Annotated in this window: 25 protein-coding genes and 1 pseudogene; 6 read left to right on the forward strand and 20 right to left on the reverse strand. The window is 46.5% G+C overall.

Translation table 11 applies throughout. The features are described from left to right. Positions 1–35: 35 nt before the first annotated feature. The 6 genes from pcp to I2G42_RS14860 form a co-directional block, all read right to left on the reverse strand. On the reverse strand, positions 36–680 hold the full coding sequence (gene pcp, locus I2G42_RS14835) for a pyroglutamyl-peptidase I (RefSeq protein ID WP_022462497.1): 645 nt from the start codon (positions 678–680) through the stop codon (positions 36–38). A 48-nt stretch (positions 681–728) separates the two neighbouring features. Continuing rightward, positions 729–1,001 carry a 2,5-dihydroxypyridine 5,6-dioxygenase NicX family protein gene (locus I2G42_RS14840; protein ID WP_055228473.1) on the reverse strand — a complete coding sequence of 91 codons (273 nt, stop codon included), beginning with the start codon at positions 999–1,001 and terminating at the stop codon, positions 729–731. A gap of 333 nt (positions 1,002–1,334) precedes the next feature. Further along, entirely contained in the window at positions 1,335–2,330 is a 996-nt protein-coding gene (locus tag I2G42_RS14845; protein WP_117509129.1) for an asparaginase, read from the reverse strand. Positions 2,331–2,746: 416 nt separating this feature from the next. Beyond that, the gene (locus I2G42_RS14850) at positions 2,747–2,962 is read right to left on the reverse strand and encodes a hypothetical protein (RefSeq protein ID WP_117814042.1); all 216 of its coding nucleotides are present in this window, start codon (positions 2,960–2,962) and stop codon (positions 2,747–2,749) included. A gap of 270 nt (positions 2,963–3,232) precedes the next feature. Then, positions 3,233–3,601 carry a hypothetical protein gene (locus tag I2G42_RS16510; RefSeq protein WP_238033057.1) on the reverse strand — a complete coding sequence of 123 codons (369 nt, stop codon included), beginning with the start codon at positions 3,599–3,601 and terminating at the stop codon, positions 3,233–3,235. Between the two features lie 133 nt (positions 3,602–3,734). Next, positions 3,735–5,036 (reverse strand): MFS transporter, encoded by a 1,302-nt coding sequence (locus tag I2G42_RS14860; protein ID WP_195531212.1) that lies wholly within the window; start codon positions 5,034–5,036, stop codon positions 3,735–3,737. 630 nt (positions 5,037–5,666) lie between these two features. On the opposite strand from I2G42_RS14860, the gene I2G42_RS14865 reads away from it, so the two are divergent. Then, on the forward strand, positions 5,667–6,503 hold the full coding sequence (locus tag I2G42_RS14865) for a 4Fe-4S binding protein (protein WP_416388229.1): 837 nt from the start codon (positions 5,667–5,669) through the stop codon (positions 6,501–6,503). Between the two features lie 89 nt (positions 6,504–6,592). On the opposite strand, the gene I2G42_RS14870 is transcribed toward I2G42_RS14865, so the two are convergent. The 10 genes from I2G42_RS14870 to I2G42_RS14915 form a co-directional block, all read right to left on the reverse strand. After that, a complete protein-coding gene (locus tag I2G42_RS14870; protein ID WP_055228476.1) occupies positions 6,593–7,627 on the reverse strand; it encodes an alcohol dehydrogenase in 1,035 nt (344 codons plus the stop codon). A 4-nt stretch (positions 7,628–7,631) separates the two neighbouring features. After that, complete coding sequence (locus tag I2G42_RS14875; protein ID WP_055228477.1) at positions 7,632–8,282, reverse strand: vWA domain-containing protein; 651 nt, start codon at positions 8,280–8,282, stop codon at positions 7,632–7,634. Positions 8,283–8,471: 189 nt separating this feature from the next. Beyond that, positions 8,472–9,488, reverse strand: coding sequence for an O-acetyl-ADP-ribose deacetylase (locus tag I2G42_RS14880; RefSeq protein ID WP_055228478.1), 1,017 nt, complete (start codon positions 9,486–9,488; stop codon positions 8,472–8,474). Between the two features lie 467 nt (positions 9,489–9,955). Continuing rightward, positions 9,956–10,120, reverse strand: a complete 165-nt coding sequence (locus I2G42_RS16740; RefSeq protein WP_022462483.1) for an oxidoreductase Fe-dependent alcohol dehydrogenase family — start codon at positions 10,118–10,120, stop codon at positions 9,956–9,958. Positions 10,121–10,258: 138 nt separating this feature from the next. Beyond that, on the reverse strand, positions 10,259–11,602 hold the full coding sequence (locus I2G42_RS14890) for an MATE family efflux transporter (RefSeq protein ID WP_055228479.1): 1,344 nt from the start codon (positions 11,600–11,602) through the stop codon (positions 10,259–10,261). A 20-nt stretch (positions 11,603–11,622) separates the two neighbouring features. Continuing rightward, a complete protein-coding gene (locus tag I2G42_RS14895; protein WP_022462481.1) occupies positions 11,623–11,817 on the reverse strand; it encodes a DUF4224 domain-containing protein in 195 nt (64 codons plus the stop codon). A 113-nt stretch (positions 11,818–11,930) separates the two neighbouring features. Continuing rightward, complete coding sequence (locus I2G42_RS14900; RefSeq protein WP_022462480.1) at positions 11,931–12,821, reverse strand: LysR family transcriptional regulator; 891 nt, start codon at positions 12,819–12,821, stop codon at positions 11,931–11,933. A 302-nt stretch (positions 12,822–13,123) separates the two neighbouring features. Then, positions 13,124–14,041 carry a radical SAM mobile pair protein B gene (locus I2G42_RS14905; protein WP_055228480.1) on the reverse strand — a complete coding sequence of 306 codons (918 nt, stop codon included), beginning with the start codon at positions 14,039–14,041 and terminating at the stop codon, positions 13,124–13,126. Next, positions 14,038–14,196, reverse strand: a complete 159-nt coding sequence (locus tag I2G42_RS14910; RefSeq protein ID WP_242856731.1) for a hypothetical protein — start codon at positions 14,194–14,196, stop codon at positions 14,038–14,040. Before I2G42_RS14910 ends, I2G42_RS14905 begins: the two co-directional genes overlap by 4 nt. Positions 14,197–14,295: 99 nt before the next feature. Next, entirely contained in the window at positions 14,296–14,799 is a 504-nt protein-coding gene (locus I2G42_RS14915; protein ID WP_055228481.1) for a flavin reductase family protein, read from the reverse strand. 154 nt (positions 14,800–14,953) lie between these two features. On the opposite strand from I2G42_RS14915, the gene I2G42_RS14920 reads away from it, so the two are divergent. Continuing rightward, positions 14,954–15,307 (forward strand): winged helix-turn-helix transcriptional regulator, encoded by a 354-nt coding sequence (locus I2G42_RS14920; RefSeq protein ID WP_055187091.1) that lies wholly within the window; start codon positions 14,954–14,956, stop codon positions 15,305–15,307. Between the two features lie 167 nt (positions 15,308–15,474). On the opposite strand, the gene I2G42_RS14925 is transcribed toward I2G42_RS14920, so the two are convergent. The 3 genes from I2G42_RS14925 to I2G42_RS14935 are packed head-to-tail and all read right to left on the reverse strand — an operon-like array spanning position 15,475 to position 18,186. Then, positions 15,475–16,311, reverse strand: a complete 837-nt coding sequence (locus I2G42_RS14925; protein WP_055228482.1) for an SIR2 family NAD-dependent protein deacylase — start codon at positions 16,309–16,311, stop codon at positions 15,475–15,477. A 16-nt stretch (positions 16,312–16,327) separates the two neighbouring features. Beyond that, a complete protein-coding gene (locus I2G42_RS14930; protein WP_055228483.1) occupies positions 16,328–17,209 on the reverse strand; it encodes an SIR2 family NAD-dependent protein deacylase in 882 nt (293 codons plus the stop codon). Beyond that, positions 17,206–18,186, reverse strand: a complete 981-nt coding sequence (locus tag I2G42_RS14935) for an SIR2 family NAD-dependent protein deacylase (RefSeq protein ID WP_173841546.1) — start codon at positions 18,184–18,186, stop codon at positions 17,206–17,208. The genes I2G42_RS14930 and I2G42_RS14935 overlap by 4 nt, the downstream gene beginning before the upstream one ends. Before the next feature lie 127 nt (positions 18,187–18,313). Here I2G42_RS14935 and I2G42_RS14940 point away from each other — a divergent pair, with 127 nt between their 5' ends. The 3 genes from I2G42_RS14940 to I2G42_RS14950 are packed head-to-tail and all read left to right on the forward strand — an operon-like array spanning position 18,314 to position 20,315. Next, positions 18,314–18,856 (forward strand): Rrf2 family transcriptional regulator, encoded by a 543-nt coding sequence (locus tag I2G42_RS14940; protein ID WP_167622871.1) that lies wholly within the window; start codon positions 18,314–18,316, stop codon positions 18,854–18,856. 53 nt (positions 18,857–18,909) lie between these two features. Next, positions 18,910–19,296 carry an ArsR/SmtB family transcription factor gene (locus I2G42_RS14945; RefSeq protein WP_055228485.1) on the forward strand — a complete coding sequence of 129 codons (387 nt, stop codon included), beginning with the start codon at positions 18,910–18,912 and terminating at the stop codon, positions 19,294–19,296. Next, positions 19,293–20,315, forward strand: a complete 1,023-nt coding sequence (locus I2G42_RS14950; protein ID WP_055228486.1) for a helix-turn-helix domain-containing protein — start codon at positions 19,293–19,295, stop codon at positions 20,313–20,315. Before I2G42_RS14945 ends, I2G42_RS14950 begins: the two co-directional genes overlap by 4 nt. 95 nt (positions 20,316–20,410) lie before the next feature. Here I2G42_RS14950 and I2G42_RS14955 read toward each other — a convergent pair whose 3' ends face one another. Continuing rightward, positions 20,411–20,548, reverse strand: a complete 138-nt coding sequence (locus I2G42_RS14955) for a hypothetical protein (RefSeq protein ID WP_442857661.1) — start codon at positions 20,546–20,548, stop codon at positions 20,411–20,413. 273 nt (positions 20,549–20,821) lie between these two features. Here I2G42_RS14955 and I2G42_RS14960 point away from each other — a divergent pair. Beyond that, positions 20,822–20,977 (forward strand): annotated as a pseudogene (locus tag I2G42_RS14960) (winged helix-turn-helix transcriptional regulator); the annotation flags it as partial. Between the last annotated feature and the right edge of the window lie 312 nt (positions 20,978–21,289).

The raw sequence follows: 21,289 nt of genomic DNA on the forward strand, positions 1-21,289 counted from the left end.
ACCAAAATTCCGGTACGACGGTCTGAAAGTCTGTTTTAGTGGGTAGTTCCCATTGCTTCTTTTACTTCTTCTTTGTTGGTTACGACTGCCTCGATGCAGTATTCCAGAGATTTTGCAATCGTTTCCAGCGGCATGCTTGCCATGGTGCTTGCTTTTCCGACTACCTGCTCGCATGCGAACGGTACGTGGATGAAACCTGCGCGGATGTTCGGATATTTCGTTGCGCACAGGTGAAGCACATTGTACATGACGCAGTTGCATACGTAGGTGCCTGCGGTGAAGGATACGTGGCACGGAAGGCCGTGTTCGCGGACGTTCTGAACCATTGCTTTGACCGGAATCGTTGCAAAGTATGCGGTCGGGCCGTCTGCCTGCAGCGGTTCATCGGACGGCTGCTCTCCGGCGTTGTCCGGGATTCTTGCGTCTGCAAGGTTGATGCCGACTTTCTCTACGGTTACGCATGCGCGTCCGCCTGCCTGTCCGACATCGATGACAACATCCGGATTGTGCTCTTTGATGGCTGCTTCCACACAGGAAATACTTCTGGTAAACTCGGTCGGGATCTCAACTTTTACGATCTCTGCTCCGGCGATGGTATCCGGCAGAAGTTTGATGGCCTCGAATGCCGGGTTCACGCTCTCTCCTCCAAATGGGTCAAATCCTGTTAATAAAACTTTCATCGTTTTTTCTCCTTTTGTCTCTTAATTTTTGTCTCCTGGTTCTGTCCTTTAGTATAACACAGGCTCGGGTGCAATAATCTTTCCCCGGTCCATAATCTGACGGTTATCGGTAAAAATATCGGGTTCCCGGCAGACCAGGTCGAAGTGGCCTTTCGCATTCTGCACGCCGCCGAGCGCGATATTGCGTCCAAGCCCTACGTGGAAGGTTCCATACGCGGATTCATCCTCAATGTAGCAGTTGCCGAGGCAGTTCGAGCACGAATTCAGTCCGATGCCAAGCTCTCCTGCGATATAAATCCGTGGATCGAAATATTCCTCCATGTACTTCTTTAAGCGGATGCCGGTCGGTGTCTCCTCGATATCGACATATGTTGTAACTGTAACCAGCGGTTGGATTCGTCATCCAAAATCCGCCGTTTTCCGCACTGCATCATGAATTCAATTCTACTAAAATGTTCAAAAGATATCAACCTGTTTCTGATTTTTCTATGAAATTTGCACAATTCTTCCAATAAAAATCAATTTTGCGTCCGTACTGTCTGAAAATTTTGCAGAAAATTTCTTTTTCCTCAAAAAGAAAAAGAGGCGTTCACAGCCAGCAGAAACATTTCTTTCCTGCGGACCGTGACAGCCTTTTTGCCGTCTTTCTTTTTCTTATTTCCAGACCGTATCGTAGTTGATCGGTTTATAGAATGCTTTTTCCCGGCTCTCATGATCATCCGGACGGTTGCCGAGAAGCCACATGGTTTTAGTTGCGACTGCCTCCGGGGTCATATCGTATGACTCGAGAATGTTGCACAGGGTTTTCATCTCATGGCCGACTTCATAGACGGTCATATCGCTTCCCTCGTGAGAAACCTGGGTACACATGATGATGAGTTTTTCCGGGTACTTCTGGCAGAGCTCGTAAAACGGCTCCTTGATGCTCGCCGGAATACCGCCGACACCGAAGCTCTCCACAATGATCGCATCGTAGTGCTCAAAAATCGCCGGAAGCAATACCGGGCTGATTCCCGGGATCAGTTTCAAGAGAAAAACGTTATCGCTTAAGTTTTCATAAAAACGAACCGGCTTTTCATACGGCAGCATCGGCAGATACCGCAGAATCCTGCGGTCCTGTATTACCGCAAGGTACGGGAAATCGATGCTGGAAAAGGCATTGTAGCTCTTCGTCCGCACCTTCTTCGCGCGCGTTCCCGCGATGACTTTTCCGTCGAACACAATCTGTACACCCTGGGATGCATCATCACAGGCGTAATAAAAGCTATCGGACAGGTTTGTCTTTGCATCCGTGATATCCAAATTGATCGGCCGCTGTGCTCCGGTGATGACGATCGGCTTTTCCGAATTCTGAATCATATAGGAAAGCGCCGCCGCGGTGTACGCCATCGTATCAGTTCCGTGCGCGATGACGAAACCGTCGTAATCCTCGTAATGCTCCTTCGCCACTTTCACCAGCGTGCTCCAGTTCTCCGGAACCACATTCGAGCTGTCCAGATTAAACGGATTCACCGCCGTAATCTCACAGAGGCCTTCCACCTCCGGAATATAAGACAATAACTCCTCCGGCGTAATCTGCGGAGTCAGACCATTTTCCGTCTTCTTCGAAGCGATTGTGCCGCCGGTTGCGATAAATAAAATCTTTTTCAATGTAAATCACTCCTGTTTTCTCGTTTGGTAACAAGTTTTCTTTATCTTAGCAGACTTTGGGGACGGCGTAAATGATGAATTTGGAAATCGAGAAACCAATCCTTTCCATTGACGCGAAAAATTCCGTTTGCTATACTGAATTTTAGACACAGAAAATCCTTATCTACGAATTTTACATTCAGAAAGCCAGGCTTCCTATGCATCATGAAAATCATCCCAGTCATCCATATCTTTATTCTTTTCTTCTTGTTTTCGGTCTGACGCTGATCTGCGCTCTGCCTGCGGGATCTTCGTATTGATCGGAGCGTGAAAAACAGGAAGCTGCCGAACAGCGCAGAATCCAGGAGCTGCATAATGAATTTCTGACTCAGAAAGATTAAACACATGTTAAACATACGTGAAACGCCCTTTACCGGCTACGCCTTCAGCAGCACCTTCTGCCCGCAGACCGGGATTTCCTCGAGATACTTAAAATACCACTTCTTCCTCCGCGCCGAATACCGCACCACCACCGGAATCCAGCAATTTTCCACTTTCAGATACACATACTGCCCGGAAGCCATTTCCACCTCGCCGTTCTGCTGCTCTACAAATGCACGGTTTTTCTTTATTTTTACAATGCCTTTCGTCATAATGATCATCCTTTCTGAACGGGTTTGAAAAGATACTCTACCTGTATTGTATGCAGAGGGGATAGGAAATTTCCACTTTTCAGGGGCAAAAAAACAGGACACGGGATTCCCCCATTGTCCTGTTCTCCTTTTATCACACACCTGCTTACCCCTCAGCATCGTTCTGCTGCCAAACTTTATCGCTCGAATCAGAACAGCTGCCCCGGCAATTTCAGCTTTTCCTTTTTGGGGAATGCGGCTTCAAATTTTTCAAAAGCTTCCGGGTTCTTCTCACAGATAAAACTCCAACGCCAGCTGCATGGCCGTTTCATCAGAATCCGCCAGCTTACGAAAAATCACCGCCATATATTTCAATGGTCCGCACGCCAGATAATCATGATGAAGCTGCGCAAGTTTTGGATCGCGGTATTGTTCCAGCGTCAGCATTTTGCGAAAATTGGCAGAGAATGTTTCTTTCGTCCAATGCTCAAACTGCGCCATGCTGTAATCATGAATCTGTGCAATCGGGGTCTGCAGATAGAAGTGTAATGGGGTCTGGTACCAATGTGCAGCTCCTCGTTGTCCAGAGACGCATCCCTGTGATCGACTCTTCCGGCTTTCCGGATCTGGCCTGTCTGTGCTTTTTTCAGGCAGCCACATTCCCGGCAGCCCGACTCACTGATTATCGTAACACGTAACCTCTCTTTGTGAAACCCCGGAGTCAAAAGCAAAAAATCTCAAAACCAGTTGCTCTTGTTCTCCTGGTTTTGAGATTTTTTATACTGTGTATCTTTTATTTTTCACCCGCCATCGGCTGATGGTCTGCAATTTTCAGAAAAACAAATCCAAGTGCAAAGAAAACCGCCAGACATGCAACCGCTACGTTGATCGTTCCTCCCGCCAGCTTTACAACTGCAATGACTACAGATCCAAGGAAGGAAGCGCCCTTGGCAAAAATATCGTAGATGCCAAAATATTCTCCCGAATTCTCCGCCGGAATAATTTTGGAATAATACGACCGCGACAACGACTGAATTGATCCCTGAAAGCATCCCACTCCAAATGCCAGAATCGCAAAGTGCACCAGCGTCCGCAGTGTCAGCGCATAGAGGCAGATGACAAAATAGCCTGCGATGCAGATCAGAATCAGGGATACCGTATCTTTTTTCCGCGACAGTTTTGCAAAAAACAGAGATCCTCCAAAAGCGACAACCTGCGTGGCAAGCAGGAAAACAACCTGTCCGACCGTATTCAGGTTCAGATCGGTTCCGATGTTGATGCAGTTGTCAATGATCGTTCCGACCCCATCAATATAGAGAAAGAATCCAATCAGAAAGAAAAATACTTTCCGGTCCGAAACTGCGATTTTTTTCAGGGTTCTGAATATTTTTCCAAACGTCTGACCAACGGTAACCGTTCTCATTTCCACGTAATTCTTCTGCCGATACTCCTTCAGCAACGGCAGCGTCACCACCAGCCACCAGAGAGCCGTCACGCCAAAGCCAATCATCTTAGAGACAAAATCCGGCAGCACCCGGACCATATCCGGCCCCAGAACGTAAGCAATCAGTGCTACAAGAAACGGAATGCAGGATCCCAGGTATCCCCACGCATAGCCATAGGAGGATACCTCATCCATACGTTCCTCCGTTGTCACATCATTCAGCATGGAATCGTAAATCGTCAGCGATGCATTATAGCAGACTCTTGTCACAATGTAAATGACCAGAAACAGCACCCAGCTCGTTGCAACGCCATTCAGCACACATCCTGTGATGCCAAGACCTGCCGTTGTGGTAAAAAAGATCTTTTTCTTATCCTTACGATCCGCCAGCACACCGCAGACAGGACCGATCAGTGCCACCACCACCGTAACAATGGAAATGGCAATCGAATAATACGCCGTCGCCTGATCCGAACTGATTTTTCCCGGCCCTGTACCGATTGCCAGACTCTTAAACCAGATCGGAATCAGCGAACAGGCAAGCATAATAAATGCCGAATTTCCCACATCATATAAAACCCATGCAAACTCCTGCTCCGTCAGATTTCGAAACACTTTTGTCCGATGAAGAGCCCGAAACAGACCACTCATACTACAATCCCCACTTTCTTTTATTTTGTCATGCAGTATCAGTGTAGCATAGATTTCTTGATATTCAAAGTATTTTTTTGTATGAAAGTAGCCAAAATCATTTGCGAAACGCCAGTTTTCCCATCCTTCCATGATCCGCCGGAAATTTCACAGCAGATCATTTCGATTTCTCAGATTAATGCCGGTGTCTGCGCCAAAACGGAAAGGATCGCAATCACCGCAAAAATCACAGCAGCTGCCACTGCAGCAATCATAATTTTTCTTTTCATAGCATACCTACTTTCTCTATCATGTTTGCGGAATATTTTGTTTTCGTAATCATATCTTTTTTTCTAAAGACATTATACCCTATGCATAGGAATACATCAAACTTTTCCAGTCCAGGCCATTTCCAGACAGCTTTTAAAAACAGTCTGGCATGACTCCAAACGATTACAGGCGCAGGCGGTCATAACCGTCTGCGCCTGTAGTCGTTTCACTTTTTTTGCAGATGTTTTATAAGAATCTGATTACTATTTTTTTATTTCTCTGCTATACTTATGCTAAGATACCAGACACGCTCTTGCACCGGCCTGGCAGTCCGTGCATTGAGAAAAAATAAGAAAGCAGAGGATCAAAGAGATGACGAAAATCCCAAACAGACTTCACAAATACGTGCCATCTATGCTGCTGTTTCTGCTGTTTGAAGCAGTGGCAGTTACGCTGTGGCTCACAAAGGACAATTTTTTCTATCTGCTGAATTTCAGCTACATCGGAGCCTGCCTTGGGCTTGGAACGGCACTGTTTACCGCCGGGAAACGGTATGCCCGGCATTTCGTCCAGTTGGCAGTGGGCAGCTATATGTTGCTGTACCTTGGCGTGATTTCCCGTGAAAATATGCAGATCGAAGGGTTCTGGTACTACCTGTTTCTCGGCGTTTTCGAAGCAGCAACTATCCACTACGCGGTTGCAAAGATTTTCGGACCGCTGCTTTTTGGGCGTGGCTGGTGCGGCTACGCCTGCTGGACAGCTATGGTGCTGGACTTTCTGCCCTACAATCAGCCGCAGAAGCCACGAAAAGAAAAGCTGGGCATCCTTCGCTATGTGATGTTTCTTCTGTCTCTGGCGTTGGTGTCCGGGCTCTTTCTGATGCAGGTGGCACATTTGGAACAAATGATGTTCTGGCTTTTTCTTGCCGGGAATGCGCTTTATTACCTTGTCGGTATTGTGTTTGCCTTCCTGTTTCAAGATAATCGGGCGTTCTGCAAATATCTGTGTCCCATTACGGTTTTTCTCAAACCTATGAGCTATTTTTCTCTTCTGCGCGTCCACTGCGATGAGGATAAGTGCGTCCATTGCAGGAAGTGTCTGCAGGTCTGCCCCATGAACGTGGAGGTTAATAAGGAAACCCGCAAGCGGAAAAACGGAACAGAGTGTATTCTCTGCTATGAATGCACGAAAGTTTGCCCCTCAAAAGCACTGCATTAACCGTTTTTCCTCATCCGTAAGTTTATTCCTCGCTTCGGCTGATTGATCATATATAGTACATTAATGATTGGAATTATCTATATCTTCTTTTAGCATTCTACTGCTACCTTAATTACACCGTCCCGCTTACCTTCAAAGAGTTCATAGGCTTCCTCTATCCTTTCTAAGGGATAGGTATGGGTGATAAGCGGCTCTGTGTTCAGTTTTCCCTCTGCAATCAACCGTAATGTTTCTTCACAGTCACAGCCATCCACCCCTCCGGTTTTAAAGGTAAGATTTTTTCCATACATATCCGGAAGCGGCAGGATCTGTGCCTGATCATAAAGAGCAACCACCGTCACCAGACCATTGGGTCTCGCGCATTCCCAGGCCAGACGGAAGGTAGCTTCCGCCCCCGCAACCTCCAGCACAACGTCAGCTCCCCCATGATCGCTGTTTGCCCGTACAAACGCTTCACACTTCTCCGGAGAAACCAACAAAATCTCCGGATAATGCTGTCGGATAAACTGCAGACGATTTTTATCCTTTTCACACACAATAATCCGTCTTGGTTTTTTCAGCATTACCGAAAGCAGGGTACAGATACCGGTGGGGCCGGCTCCGATGATCAGCACCGTGTCCTGCTCTGAGATCTCTGAAATACGCGCTGCCCAGTAACCGGTAGCCAGAACATCGCCCACCAGCAATGCCTGTCGATCCGTAACGCCATCCGGAATCTTATTCAGTCCCTGATCTGCAAAGGGCACACGCACATATTCCGCCTGGCCGCCATCAATCCGGCAGCCCAGCGCCCAACCGCCATTTTCATCTGTACAGTTATTCACATACCCTTTCTTGCAGAAAAAGCATTCACCGCAGAAGGTCTCCACGTTTACTGTCACCCGGTCTCCCGGTTTTACCTTGGTAACTGCCTTTCCAACCTCTTCCACAATCCCCACCATCTCATGGCCAACCGTGATCCCGGGTACTGCCCGCGGAACGCTGCCATGCTTGATATGCAGATCGCTGGAGCAAATGCTGGCGAGTGTCACTTTGACAATAGCATCCCGCTCCTGCATCAGGGTCGGTTTTGGCTTCTCTCTTAATTCGAATTTTCCTTTTGAAACGTAGGTATACGCCTGCATATTTCTATTTTCCTCCACGTTTTTTATAATCCTCATCTATACGTTTTTTCCAGTCTGCGTTCAACGGGGCACTGCACCGGACAGAGCTGATTGCTTCGCTGACCACCTCATAATTCAACGCAGTTCCTTCGCTGTCGCACTGATAGTTGACTGCACGGTCTGCACCGATTCCGAACTGGCTTGCGGTCTCTACCGCGTCAATATTAGCACCGAGGAACAAAAACTCCCAACCGTATTTCGCTTTCTGCCGCTCGATCATCTGCCTCACTTTTTCGCTGTTGTACCGGCGGCTGGCATTTTCCATTCCGTCCGTAGTGATTACGAACATGGTGTGTTCCGGTACATCCTCCGGTCTTGCATACTTATGAACATTTCCAATGTGATGAATCGCACCGCCGATGGCATCTAAGAGCGCTGTGCATCCGCGAACTGTATAATCCCGGTCGGTCATCGGTCGGATTTTCTTTACATCTACACGGTCGTGCAGGACTTCACTCACATTGTCAAACAGTACCGTTGAGATCAATGCTTCGCCCTCTGCTTTTTTCTGCTGCTCAATCATAGAATTGAATCCGCCGATGGTGTCCCGTTCCAGTCCGTTCATGGAACCGCTGCGGTCTAAGATAAAAACGATCTCTGTTAAATTCTTTCTCATATGCTTGTCCTCCTCCAAAAAGATCTCGCCCTTGCGGGCTCGCTGTCGCGGTATTCGCCAAGGTTTCGAGCAAGCTCGAACTTTGGCTCATTACACGCGCATATGGCTGCTCGGTTTTGTACCTTACAGTCATAGTATAGCGATTTTCTTTTGTGGAGTGGTCGCATGGAAAGCGACATTTCTTTGTTCTTATGCTCCGATCAGACTCTGGTCAAAGGCAAACAGTGCCTCGTTAATTTCATACACATTATAGTTTCCCCGTTCGACAAAATATTCTACAATGATGTCAAATTTACTTGAATGGGACAATGTGAATCCTGCCTTGCCGAGCATCTCCTGCATCTGGGCAAGCGGCAGCTCCAAAGCGAGGGCAAATGCCAGCACCGTAGGTTTGGATGGCTTATAGAATCTATCCGAACGGATTTTTGAGAAGAGCTTCCTGTCAATATTTGCTTTCTTGTAGCACTGTGCATCCGTCATACCGCTTTCCTCAATCTTTCGAAGCAGCATTTCTGAAAAGCTCTCATCCATCTGCCCCAGCGCCTCTTCCAGAGACTGACTGCTGCAGGATTTACAAATTGCTTCGGGCGGCAGCGGGACAGATGCAGCTTCAAAGCAGGATTCCTCTTGCCATGCTTCGGAACACCGACTCTGTTCTGCCCTCCTGTCGGTATGTTCTTCCACATACCTGTCATCTATGTACACTGCGATGTCATCAAACAGCTTTCCGCTAATCTGATATGTCTTTCGGTCAAAAATAACGATATAGACCATCATCTCGTTTTCCAGCAAAAATTCGCTGATGGTATCGACTGCAACCTTCAGAGCCTGGTCTTTTGGATAGCCGTAAACACCGGAGGAAATCAGCGGAAAGGCTACAGACTGACAGCCATTTTCTTTCGCCAGATTCAAAGATGTCCGATAGCAGGATTCCAGAAGCTCCTGCTCCCGATGCCTGCCATCCCGCCAGCGCGGACCGACTGCATGGATCACATATTTGCAGGGCAGACGGTATCCCTTTGTAATTTTTGCACTGCCGGTTTCGCAGCCATGCAGCGTACGGCATTCTGCAAGCAGTTCCGGTCCGGCCGCACGATGAATGCAGCCGTCCACACCGCCGCCGCCCAAAAGGGACGTGTTGGCAGCATTGACGATTGCGTCAACGTTCATTTTTGTAATATCGTTTCTGATCATTTGCAACGGCATGAAGCACCCCTCCCATTCGTCCAGCAGTTGAAAATCAACATTAGTAAATAGAATATCCCATAACATAAGCTTCTTTAAAAACACTTTGATTCTTGACTCCAGGAACTTTATCGAGATATTCCATGTCATTACTTGCAATCTTAACTCTTTTTAAGTTAAGATGCAATATTTGAGTTAAAAGTAGTTGAAAATCAACATTATTAAAAATCATTTTCGAAAAAAGTCCGGTGTAGCATGAGCATTACACCCACACTGCACCGAACCTTCCACATCATCAACTGCTCTGTCTATTTTCTTCTTCCTGCTCATGCAGCTGCTCTTTTTTCTACTCGTCCCCTTTCAGGATTTCTTTGCCACAATGTCAAGTGATGAATTAAAAAAAGACAAGCAACATCAAAGAAAAATTTCTTTCACAGCACTTGCCTTTTTCTATTATATTATCGTTATAAAAGCTCCTACTTGAATGCTTACAAACTGTTCTTCAAAATCTCCAATACCTCATCATGATTCAACACCTTATATCCACCTTCCATGATGATGGTTCCATTTGCAATACCATGCAACATTTCTTCTGTTGCCCCCAACTCATGGAGATTCATTGTAAGTCCCAGTTCTTTCATCCAAACTTCCATACAGGAAAGCCCTTCTCTGGCAACCTGTTCATCAGCTTTTCCAGCAGGATTGACCTCCCACACATTCACAGCAAAACGGCAAAACTTGCTAAGACCATAAGGCATAATATACCGATATTGAACTTATTATAAATGAATCTATATCACCTGAAATGTTTTCCATTTTCCGGACTTCTGCCTCCAGAAGAAAATGACCGCCCGAATGCTCCAGTCACAAACCATTGCAATAGCAATCCCGATCACGCCCATTTTCAAAACAATTCCCAAGAGCCATGATAAAAGCAGACGCACCGCTATCGTGGAGATAACCGAAACATACATGGTAAATTTCACATCACCCGCTGCCCGCAGCCCATTACTAAGCGCACCGGAAAAGGGATATGCTGCTGCATTAAACACGTTATGGATTAAAACCAGCCAGATTACAAGCCGTTTGGTCTCCGGCTGCAAAGCATAAAATTTCATAAAGAATGGAGTCAGAAGAAAAATCAAAAGATTCCATGCCGATGAAATCAGCAATGTGATTCTTGTCAATCTCTTAAAATAATGCTCCGCAGCATCTGCATCCCCATTTCCCATACACTGTCCAATGACCGTTATAAATACGGGACCCATAGAGACTCCCGCCAGCGCAGCCAATGACCAGATACTTTGTGCAACACCATTTGCAGCAATCTGATATGTTCCAAAAAGTGCAACGATACCGCTTAATGCTACTTTGACTAACTGGAATATACCGTTTTCCATCCCATTTGGAATAGCGATTTTTAGAATTTGTTTCATGAAATCCACATTCCACCGGAAAATCCACTTGCAGCGATAGAACACTTCATTTTTTCTCTGAAAACAAAGTACTGTAATCATCACGGCTGAAAATGTCCGAGCGATCAGTGAAGGGTATGCAACACCTGCAACACCTGCACGCAAAACAAGTACACCAATGAAATTTCCAATAACATTGATGATATTGGAAATTACCGACAAATACATGGTCACACTGGTTTTTCCAATACTGCGAAAAAGGGCAGCGCCAGCATTGTAAACCGCCAATGCCGGATAGGAATATGCAGAAATCCTAAGGTATGTAATACAAGAGTGCATCACAGAATCTTCCACTTTACCGAACATCAGACGAAGCATCCCTTCATTTCCAATTAGAACCATCACTACGATCAGTATGGAAAAAATCGCAGAAAATGAAAGAAGCTGACTGGCGGATTCTCCAGCGTCATCATTTTTCTTTCTACCAATATACTGGCTGATCACAACCGCCCCTCCAGATGCCAATGCTGTAAACAGATAAATAAAAATAGTATTGAACTGATTTACCAGTGAAACACCGGATACTGCCACTTCTCCTGCGTAGCTGACCACCAGTGTGTCCGCCATCCCTACAAGCATTATCAGCAGCTGCTCTAAAAACAGGGGAATAATCATAGCCATCAACTTCTCGTTTGAAAACAGAGTTGTTTGCTGATTCACGCCTTTTCCTCCTCTTATTGTTATTTTTTTGTTTTACAGATCATATAATCGATTGCATCAAGTGACTGCTGCTTTTCATGTACCTCATCAAGCAATTTGTACCGATATTTTCGCAACATCCTTATCTGCATTTCTTGATCTTCGCATCCTGAAATTTTTGCGATTTCTTCTTTGCTTAATCCGGCGTTTATACGGGAATCATAATCCGGTTTCATGAAATGGCACTCCCTCCTCAATAAAAAATATAGGTGCAGAAATTAAAGCTGTTTGCTTTATCTCTACACCTATATTATAATTTTCTAATTGAATTATATCAAATACTTAGTTTTTATGGTTTGTCCATGCCTAAAAAGCATTGAATATGTTTGATGAATTTTGTGGTTGCTAAGCTAAACGGCTGACCACGTTTCCATGCTAATACACTTGTTGCTGTAAGTGGCGGATCAAGCGGTCTGAATGTAACCTTTGATTGATTCCAGAACGGTACAGCCCCTTCAATCACCAATGAATATGCCAAGCCTCCATTCACCATAATTGCGCTGTTCGTACTTAAATTGCTGGTAAAAACAATATCCAGTTTCTCATAGTAGTTGCCAAACCAACTTGCCAACTCACTCTGCACATTCATACGCCTAGGAAGAATCAAAGGCAGTACAGACAAATCTTTTGCGCTTACCGTTTCTTTCTTGGAGAGTGGATCATCCGATTTCATCAGAACCACCCATTTTTCCCTTATATTCAAGCGAATAAATTCATATTTTTCCATATCAACCGGCTCAAGAAGCAAACCAATATCCAGTAGTCCCTTCTCCATTTGTTCCTTTACCAAATCTGCTGTGGCTGTAAAAATGTCAAAAGTAACACGGGGATATTTCCGACGAAAGGACTCAATTATTTTAGGAAGAAGTTGTACAGCAGCAATTTCTCCACACCCAATGGAAATTTTACCTTCCACCTGTTCCTCTTGCTCCACTAATTCTTTTTCTGTCTTATCTACAAGCTGCAAAATTTCTTCCGCACGACGGCGAAGAAGTATTCCTTCATTTGTCAATTTGATTTTCCGTGTCCCTCTATCAAACAGCTTTACACCAATATCTTCCTCCATCTGTGCAAGCTGACGTGAAAGTGTCGGCTGCGTGATATGTAAAACTTCTGAGGCTTTTGTGATACTTTCTTCCCTTACTACAGTCAGAAAATATCGAAGAACTCTAATTTCCACGAAAAATACCTCCCAAATTCATCATGCTTAATAAGTATATTTTAACGTATCTATACTCGAAAGGCAATAAAAAACATCTGCTCATCGTATGCTTACCGGTAATATAATTTTATGTAAAACTTGATAAACACCTATCATTTAATCGTTCTGTCTACATTGTAGAGCGGGGAAAATCGAAAAACAATGGACGGAGTACAAGTCCTTCCAAGAGGGATAAGAAAACTTCTGAATGGGTAAACAGTGCTAAAAAAGGTTCTGACATTGAAGCACAGCTCCATGTCAGAACCCATTTATTTCACAAATTATTTTTGGGGGTTGCGTCGCCCGGTGTTTTCCGAGCCACGCACTTCCTCATGGTAAAAGTAATCCACAATGACCGGGTGCCCAGGCTCTGCTCGTCCGTAGGGCAGCTCGTTGTCCACGAAGGGACAGCTGTTTTCTTTCGCCAGCCGTTCCGCTTGATCCTCCAAACCACGGAAGTAGCTTCTGTCTCTCTTGTTGTAGATAGCGTCGTACAGCGGAACCAAGTCAGGATGTTTTTTACGTATATAGTCAAGGATGTCTTTTTTGAATCCGCCTCGCAGGTTTAGATTTTCTAACCATATCAGGTCGCATTGATTTCTGACCTGATGGAAGATAGCCTCAAAATCCGTGATACCCGGAAAGACAGGGGCAATAAAGCAGACGGTGCAAATGCCCGCATCATAGATCTGCTTCATGGCATCCAGCCGTCGCTTGATGCTGACGGCATTGTCCATATCATTTCTAAAGCCTTCGTCCAATGTATTGATCGACCAAGAGACCGTGACCTTTCCCAATTTTTTCAGAAGGTCAATGTCACGGATTACCAAGTCTGACTTGGTACAGATGAGAATTTCTGCTTCACTGCCCCGGAGCTGTTCAAGAAGCTTTCGGGTGTTCTGAAACTGAGCCTCCTGGGGCAGATATCCATCGGTCACTGAACCGATGACTACGCGCTGCCCTTTGTATTTTTGCGGATTTTTGATTGCTGGCCAATGTTTCACATCCAGGAATGTCCCCCACGGTTCGGTGTGCCCGGTAAATCGCTTCATAAACGAGGCGTAGCAGTATTTGCAGCCATGGGTACAGCCCACATAAGGATTGACGGAATAGCCTCCCACCGGCAGGGCGGATTTTGTCATAATATTTTTGGTTTCTACATCCTGAATCAGAATGCTGCTCTCTTTTACTTCTGTCATGTCTTCTGTTCCTCCAATACCCGGTAAAAAGCCGGGGGAAATTCTTGTACCATCTGTGCCTCTCCCATAATAGGAAGCAGATCTTCCTTCATAAATACAGGGATGCCAAGCGAATGGGCCTGATGTGTCAGGTTCCACACCCATTCCGGTTTCAATACGGCTTTGCCCTTCCTATGTCCGGTCTCAGTCCCAATGACGATCCACTCAATTTAATACAAACAGCCACCGCTGATGCCGCCTTACCGTTTTAAGATTTAGCCTTCTGCCGCAGGTGCAACTTTCCCGAAGCCGTTCCAGGCATACAGGCCCTTCTTGTCCCCATCGCCCAGGAACTTGTCCACCTGACAGATGTGCAGGATATGGTCGCCCACCTCCACCGACTGCTGCAAGGTAGCCACCATCGCCAGCCGGGTGTCCGCCGGAATCTGGATGTCGCTGCCCTCCACAGCCATCATCTCGATGTTGTTGGCGGCCACCTTATCGGTCTCGGCACCGGTAGATGCTCCGCAGGCCATTACTGCGCCTGCCAGACTCTCACCGGGAACAGTGACAATGACTTTGCCGGTCTCACGCACACGCTTGCCGGTGTGGGACTGTTTGCCAGTGGCGAAGCCCACCATAGGCGGATTGAAGGAGAGGTAAGACACAAAGCAAATGGGAGCCAGGTTCGTAGAACCATCCTCCTTTTTAGAGCAGATCAGTGTCAGCGGATTGGGGGAGGTCAGAACAGTAGCCTCCATAATGTTCAGTTCTTTCATAAAATTCAGACCTTTCTAAGAGATTTCAGTCGTTGACTGTATGGCCAACCAGTGATATATTTATTATATCTGATAGTAATTTTTGTTCAAGTACGCAAATTATTTATACCTGGTATCAAAAAATATACTGCAAAAGACGAGGAACGATCCAATTATGACTTATGAAGAATTCAAAGAAAAGGTTGGCAGTGTCATTCTAACCGGCGAGGGAAACTGCCCGGTCACGCCGGTGGTTCAAATGCTGCAGGGCAAATGGAAACTCCAAATTCTCTATGAACTGTGCATCAAGTGTCCTATGCGGTTTGGGGAACTGAAAAAAGTTCTCAAACCCATTACCAACACAGCTCTGACCAACGCGCTGAAAGAGCTGGAAGCGGACGAATTGGTTCAGCGTATCCAATATAATGAAATGCCTCTGCGAGTGGAGTACTCCCTCACCGAAAAAGGGCGGGACCTGCTGCCGGTCTTTTACGCCATTTCCCAATGGGGAATGAAATATATACCATGATTCTAACTATATTAATATCTGCCTGATAATAGCCGGGAGGCATTGACAATTTGAGTCAACTTCCCGGCTTTTTATGCATTCTCTACTGCTGCAAAGGATTCAGGAAGCAACCTGATTCATGAGAGTTTATGCATTTGTATAGTCATTTTGAACCTGCTCCGAAATCGTCATACCTCACACGCCTCCCGGAGAGCAGGCAGCAGCTCATCCAGCCGCCCGTCCAGTCCGAAGGACTTCTCTTTGATATTGTCCGCAATGTAGATCTCCCCCAGATTGATGGTCACATAAGTGGCGTTTGGCTCGCCGGCCACCAGGCGCATCATCGGAGCCTTGATCAGCTGATTGCGCCAGCCAATGCCCAGCTCCAAAACCACCAGTTTCTTCCCGTGGTAGGTTTTCAGAAAGTTTTGGAACCGTGCCTGGGCAGCGGTATCCGGAATCATTCTCTGACCCGCACCCATGTGGATGTCCATGGGACCGCCGCACTTGGGACAGCGCGGCACCAATTCTGTAGGCACATGACCGCTCTGTTCAGCAGCCGATAATTTTTCTGCCACCTCCAGACTAGGATATATGGTGTCGTGGCAGGGGCGGGCACACTGCATAGTAAACCAGTTGCCCTCAATCTCATAGATTTTCGTCGGATCGAAGCCACACAGTTCAAAGTGACCTTCTCCGTTTGATGTGACGACAAAGTAATCTTTCTCTCCCACAATGGCCTTCAAATCGTTCATCACCGGCGTAGGCTGGTACTGCCCGCAGTAATGATGGATGAGCCGAGCCCAGAAGGCCCATTTTTCCTCCTCGCTGGGCCATCCAGCCATCATGCCCTGCAAAATACACCCAAGGCCGTATTTCCGTTTAAAATCCCCAAACAGTCTTTCAAAGGCTGCATTGTCCGCAAACAAATGCAGTCCTTCGGTGATGGACAGTCCGTTACTGGCCCCGATCAAGATAGCGTCCGCTTCTCTGAATTTTTCCGCAATAGGGTTCCAATCAATCATATTCGTTCGCCCCTTTCTATTTTATGTTTGCTGCGATGGAGCGCTCCTGCCGGAGGGCAGCTAGAGTTTCCGCCAAATCTCCTTGCAGATACAGGCTGCGTCCCCGCAGATGCTCTGGCCTATGAGATGACTCTCGATTAAGACATGCATAAAAGACGTTTTCATTTTTGGCAGTAAGTTCCCAGAAGGGCAGTTTGATGATACTGGGCGTCATCTCACCCACGCCAAGTTCCAACAGCAGGACTTTTTTGTCGGACTGATCCATTATCCAGCGTCGCAGGAATCTATGGTAGCGGTGCAGGTTATCCTGCCAGAAGGTTCCCTCCAGAAAGGTATCATCTCGTACCCAAGGCACCAGCACCCGCCCGCAATCCGGGCAACGAGGAACAGCCTCCTCCGGCAGGCGAACACCTGCCAGGCAACCAGTCAGTTCCTTCACCAGTTCGCGGTTTTCCCAAATATCATCCCGACAGGGCTGGCTGCACTGGCAATAGCTAAAGTCTCCCTGAAAGGCGCAAATTTGTTCCTGGGGAAATACCCGAAAAAACTGCTGATCGACATTAGTGGTCAGCACAAAGACCGGTTTATCTGCAACAAGCGTTTGCAGATCCAGATAGGGCTGCCCCGTAGGGGCTTCCCACATGAAGCGGATATATTGACTGTAATACCCCCACTGTTCCCCATAGCTGGAAAAGCAATGGTAGAATCCAGCCAGCGGAGAGGTAAAGCCATACTGTTCGCGAAAGGGAGCCAATGCCTCCGAAAGTGCCGGGGACCAATGGTAGTGGTCGTATCCAGCCGCGTTTGACAGGCCGGAGCCGCCTCCGATCACAACAGCATCTGCTTGATCAATACGCTCGGCAAGTTCCTGAAGCGTCGCTTGGTTTGCAACCCTCATCGATCGTTATCTCCGCTGTCCATGGTATCCCGTGCATCCCGCAGCACTTGAGCAATGTCGGCCACAATGGTCATGCCCTTGTCCTCCAACTGCTTGGGCAGGAAGTCATACTTGTTGTTGACAGCAATATATCGAGCATGGGGAAAGCTGAGGGTCATGTTCCAGAAAGGTTCTTGGATAAACATGGGAGTCATTCGGCCCACGCCCAGCTCCAGGAACAGAATTTTGCTGTCTTTGTGTTCCAGCACATAGCGAGAAATTTTTTCGTACTGTTCTTCGTATTTCTTTCCTTGCAGAAAATTCCCATATCCTCGCACCCAAGGGAATGCCTCACCGCCGCAGTGAGGGCACCGGGGAATGAGATCCGTGGGAATCTTCGTGTCACTCCCCATAGCGGCTACCATATCAGCCACCGGCTTTACCGCATCCCAAGTGTCATCGGTACAACAGGCGGCACACTGGAAGAAGCGGTGATCCCCCTGAATCTCTGCCACCTTCTCCTCCGGGTAGAGTTTGACAAACTGGGTATCCTGGTTCGTGGTGAGGATGAAGAAGTCCTTGCCTTTCAGCAAAGCGTCTAAATCCAAATAGGAATGACGCACAGGTGCGGTCTGGGTGGTGTGAAGGAATGTGGCGAGATACCCCCAATACTCTTCCCTTGTCTTCCAGGGGTGCATCATCCCTGCAAAAGCACCTTTGAAGTGGTACTTCTCGGCAAAAGGGCGGAAGTATTTGCGGTAAGAGTCGTTGTCCTCGTAGTAAAAATCTCCACCACCGGCAGCGGACAGGCCGGAGGCCCCGCCCACTACCACACAGTCAGCTTCCTTTACCTCCTGTACCAAACGATGGATCTGTTCGCTATACGGCAGCGGCTTTTTGTCAGTCAGCTGATAAGGCGTACCGCCGGAAGCATAGATATGATAGTGCCTGGAATAATTCATCTGGGTCTGCATGACCAGATCATCATAGAAGTTCATTGTCACCATTCCTTTCAAGTGGGTGTTATTTTTATTCTTACTTCAAATTATTTTAGCATCCTCTTGCGTCACTGTCAATATGTTGTTATAATAAAAATAACATCAAAGCAAAAAAGGAGATCAGGCTATGAAATATTCTACCCGCCTTAGCGATGCTGTTCATATTCTGGCTTTTATCGCTCTGTACCCAGACTGCGACCTGACCAGTAACAAGCTGGCAGAGAGCATTCAGACGAATCCTGCCTATGTGCGCCAGCTCATGTCCGCCCTGCGGAAGGGAGGACTGCTGGTCAGCGTGAAGGGACATCCCCGACCTGCTCTGGCTCGTGAGCCGGAGAAAATCACTCTACTGGATGCCTATCGGGCAGTAGAGGGCAACAAGCCCCTGCTCCATCAGGACATCCACACCAATCCTGCCTGTGGCGTGGGTGTAAATATTCAACTGGTGCTGCGGGATTTTTACTTGGACATTCAAAAAACAGCGGAACAAAGAATGCAAGGAATCACGTTGAAAGATGTGCTGGAACAATATCACATGACTCCCATTGGTTACTCCTGTCCTTTTGCCAAACGTATGCGGGAGCTGGTGCAGAAAGAGATAGGTGATGGTGTCCGTATCTTGGATTACACCCATGACGCTGGTCCTGAACCAGAAATATTTCAGAAGTAAAGTTTCTTTTTCCTTCAGCCTATGGTAAGATAGACTTTAAGGAGGAGTGCTAAATGATTCAGAACCCCTTACCACACGACCACGGACAAACTATCGAGCAGGAACTGGAACATATGCCCAGCGTAGAAAACTTTCAAACCGTAGCTGATATTTTCAAGCAGCTGGGGGATGGCAGCCGTATTCGCATTTTTTGGTTGCTTTGCCACTGTGAGGAATGTGTTATCAATCTTTCAGCCATGGTAAATATGAGCAGTCCTGCAGTTTCTCACCATCTCAAGCAGTTGAAATCAGCAGGTCTGATCGTTAGCCGCCGGGACGGAAAAGAGGTCTATTATAAAGCGGCCGATACCGAGCAGGCCCGAAATTTCCATCACATGATTGAGTGGCTTGTAAAAATCGCCTGTCCGTCGCAAGTAGAAAAACAAAAAGGAACGCCATGAAAAAAGAAGAATCCAAAGTTATCGCTCAAAAATTTCAAAAGATTCCAAACGGCACCCTCGCCTTGAAGCATTGCCGGGCTGGCGGAACGGGTACCACACTCTTTGGAGAACAGTTTCGAGCGGTTACCGCTGGAAAAGGGGTTATGGAGGCATATGAAACTTTTCCTGGAATAGAGGTATCCTTCAATGTTTTTCTTGCTTCAGAGATCAAGTTTCAGCATGATGCTTCGGATTCTGTTTTAGAAATTTACTATTGTTGCAGTGGTCGCGTGGGTTGGAATATGCAAGACGGTACTGCCGTCTATTTAGGTAGAGGTGATGTGACAGCACACAGTATGGCCTGCTGCGCGGATTCCGCCATGATGTTTCCCCTAGGATATTCAGAGGGAATTTCCATTTCCGTGGATCTGAAACAGCTCTCTTCCATTTGCCCGGAAGTTTTAAAGAATGCCGGTGTGGAGGCAGACCAGTTACGGGATCGATTTTGCTCCGGAAAGCCATCCGCAATCCCGTCCTGTTCCGATTTAGAGCATATTTTTGCTCCACTCTTTTCTGCTCCTGTATCCGTTCGAATTTCCCTCTTGAAATTGAAGGTGCTGGAAATTTTGATTTATTTGAGCAATATGAAATCGGAGCATAAAGAATTGACTCAATACTTCTCCCAGCAAACCGAATTGATAAAAGAAATTCATCAACAGTTGACAGAGCACTTGGATCAACGATTTACGATTGCAGAACTTTCCAAACAGTATTTGATAAATACCTCCACTCTAAAGGAGATATTCAAGGCAGTCTACGGCCAGCCTATCGCCACCTATATGAAGGAATTTCGAGTGCGTCAGGCTATGAAATTATTACGGGAAACAAATGACACTATCGCGGATATTGCTTCCCAGGTAGGCTACCAAACCCAGGGGAAATTTTCAAGCGCTTTTCAGTCTATAGTCAAAATGTCACCCAGAGAATACAGAAAAATCCAGGGTATAGCTCCATCGGATTCCTTTAGCAAAACACTGTAATGAAAAATTCTGGTAGACTACTGCCAACAAAGCCAAGTTCTTCACTTTTGATGTATAGTCAATCAGCGTTGTCATCCTAATCTGTGCTGACTGCATCAGCAGCCGTTTTCCACATACTGAACATAGGAGATCAAACCGTCTGTTCTTACAGCATCCAGTGTTTTTACGCTGATTCCCAGTATACTGGCTGCTTCCTTCCTTGTAATCAGTTTATCCATCGCCTTCTTCGTCATAGTTCATAGCGAAAGCTCCCTTCCTGTGATAGCTACATACTACCACAAAAGTAATTATCTTTCACTGACAACTATCCTAACACACAGGGATAACTTGAATAGAGTAAAATGCTCGCATCTATCATTTCAAGCAAGAGAAAATGAAGTGAAATGCTTGCATTCTCTAATGATTATTATGAATTGATTTTTAGGGCAACACAATCCGTCGAATTATTTTGCGCTTACTTTCAAAGAATCTTGAAACGCATATTTTTAAAAATGCAGATGTAGACTGTCAAGGAGCTGGAAGCGGATAAACTGATCGTCCGCACCGAGTATCCGCAGATTCCGCCGAAGGTGGAATATACGCTTTCGGAACGAGGAAAAACGCTGATGACTGTGCTGGATCAGCTCTGTGTCTGGGGCGAGGAGAATCGACTGACAGAGTGACAACTTCCAATGGAGCAGTGAAGCACACTGCCGCCTGTGAGAAATCCTACATCTCTGGGGTGATAAGAAAAAGTACAGAGAAACCATATTTTCAGAAAGCACTGCCGGGTGCTGTATCAGCATGATACTTGGCAGGCTTTATCCATATCAGTGTATGGAGATTGGAGACAACAGCAAATGAAAGAAAACTGTCTATGGTATTGGCAAAAAAAGAGACAGGGCAAATGTCGAAAGGATAGTCCAGAATTAAAGGATGCACTCCTCAGGAGGATGCTTCCACCAAACAATGAATCTATTACCAAGATATCCAGA

Origin of the sequence: Fusicatenibacter saccharivorans (assembly GCF_015557635.1) — a bacterium.
Lineage (GTDB): Bacteria > Bacillota > Clostridia > Lachnospirales > Lachnospiraceae > Fusicatenibacter > Fusicatenibacter saccharivorans.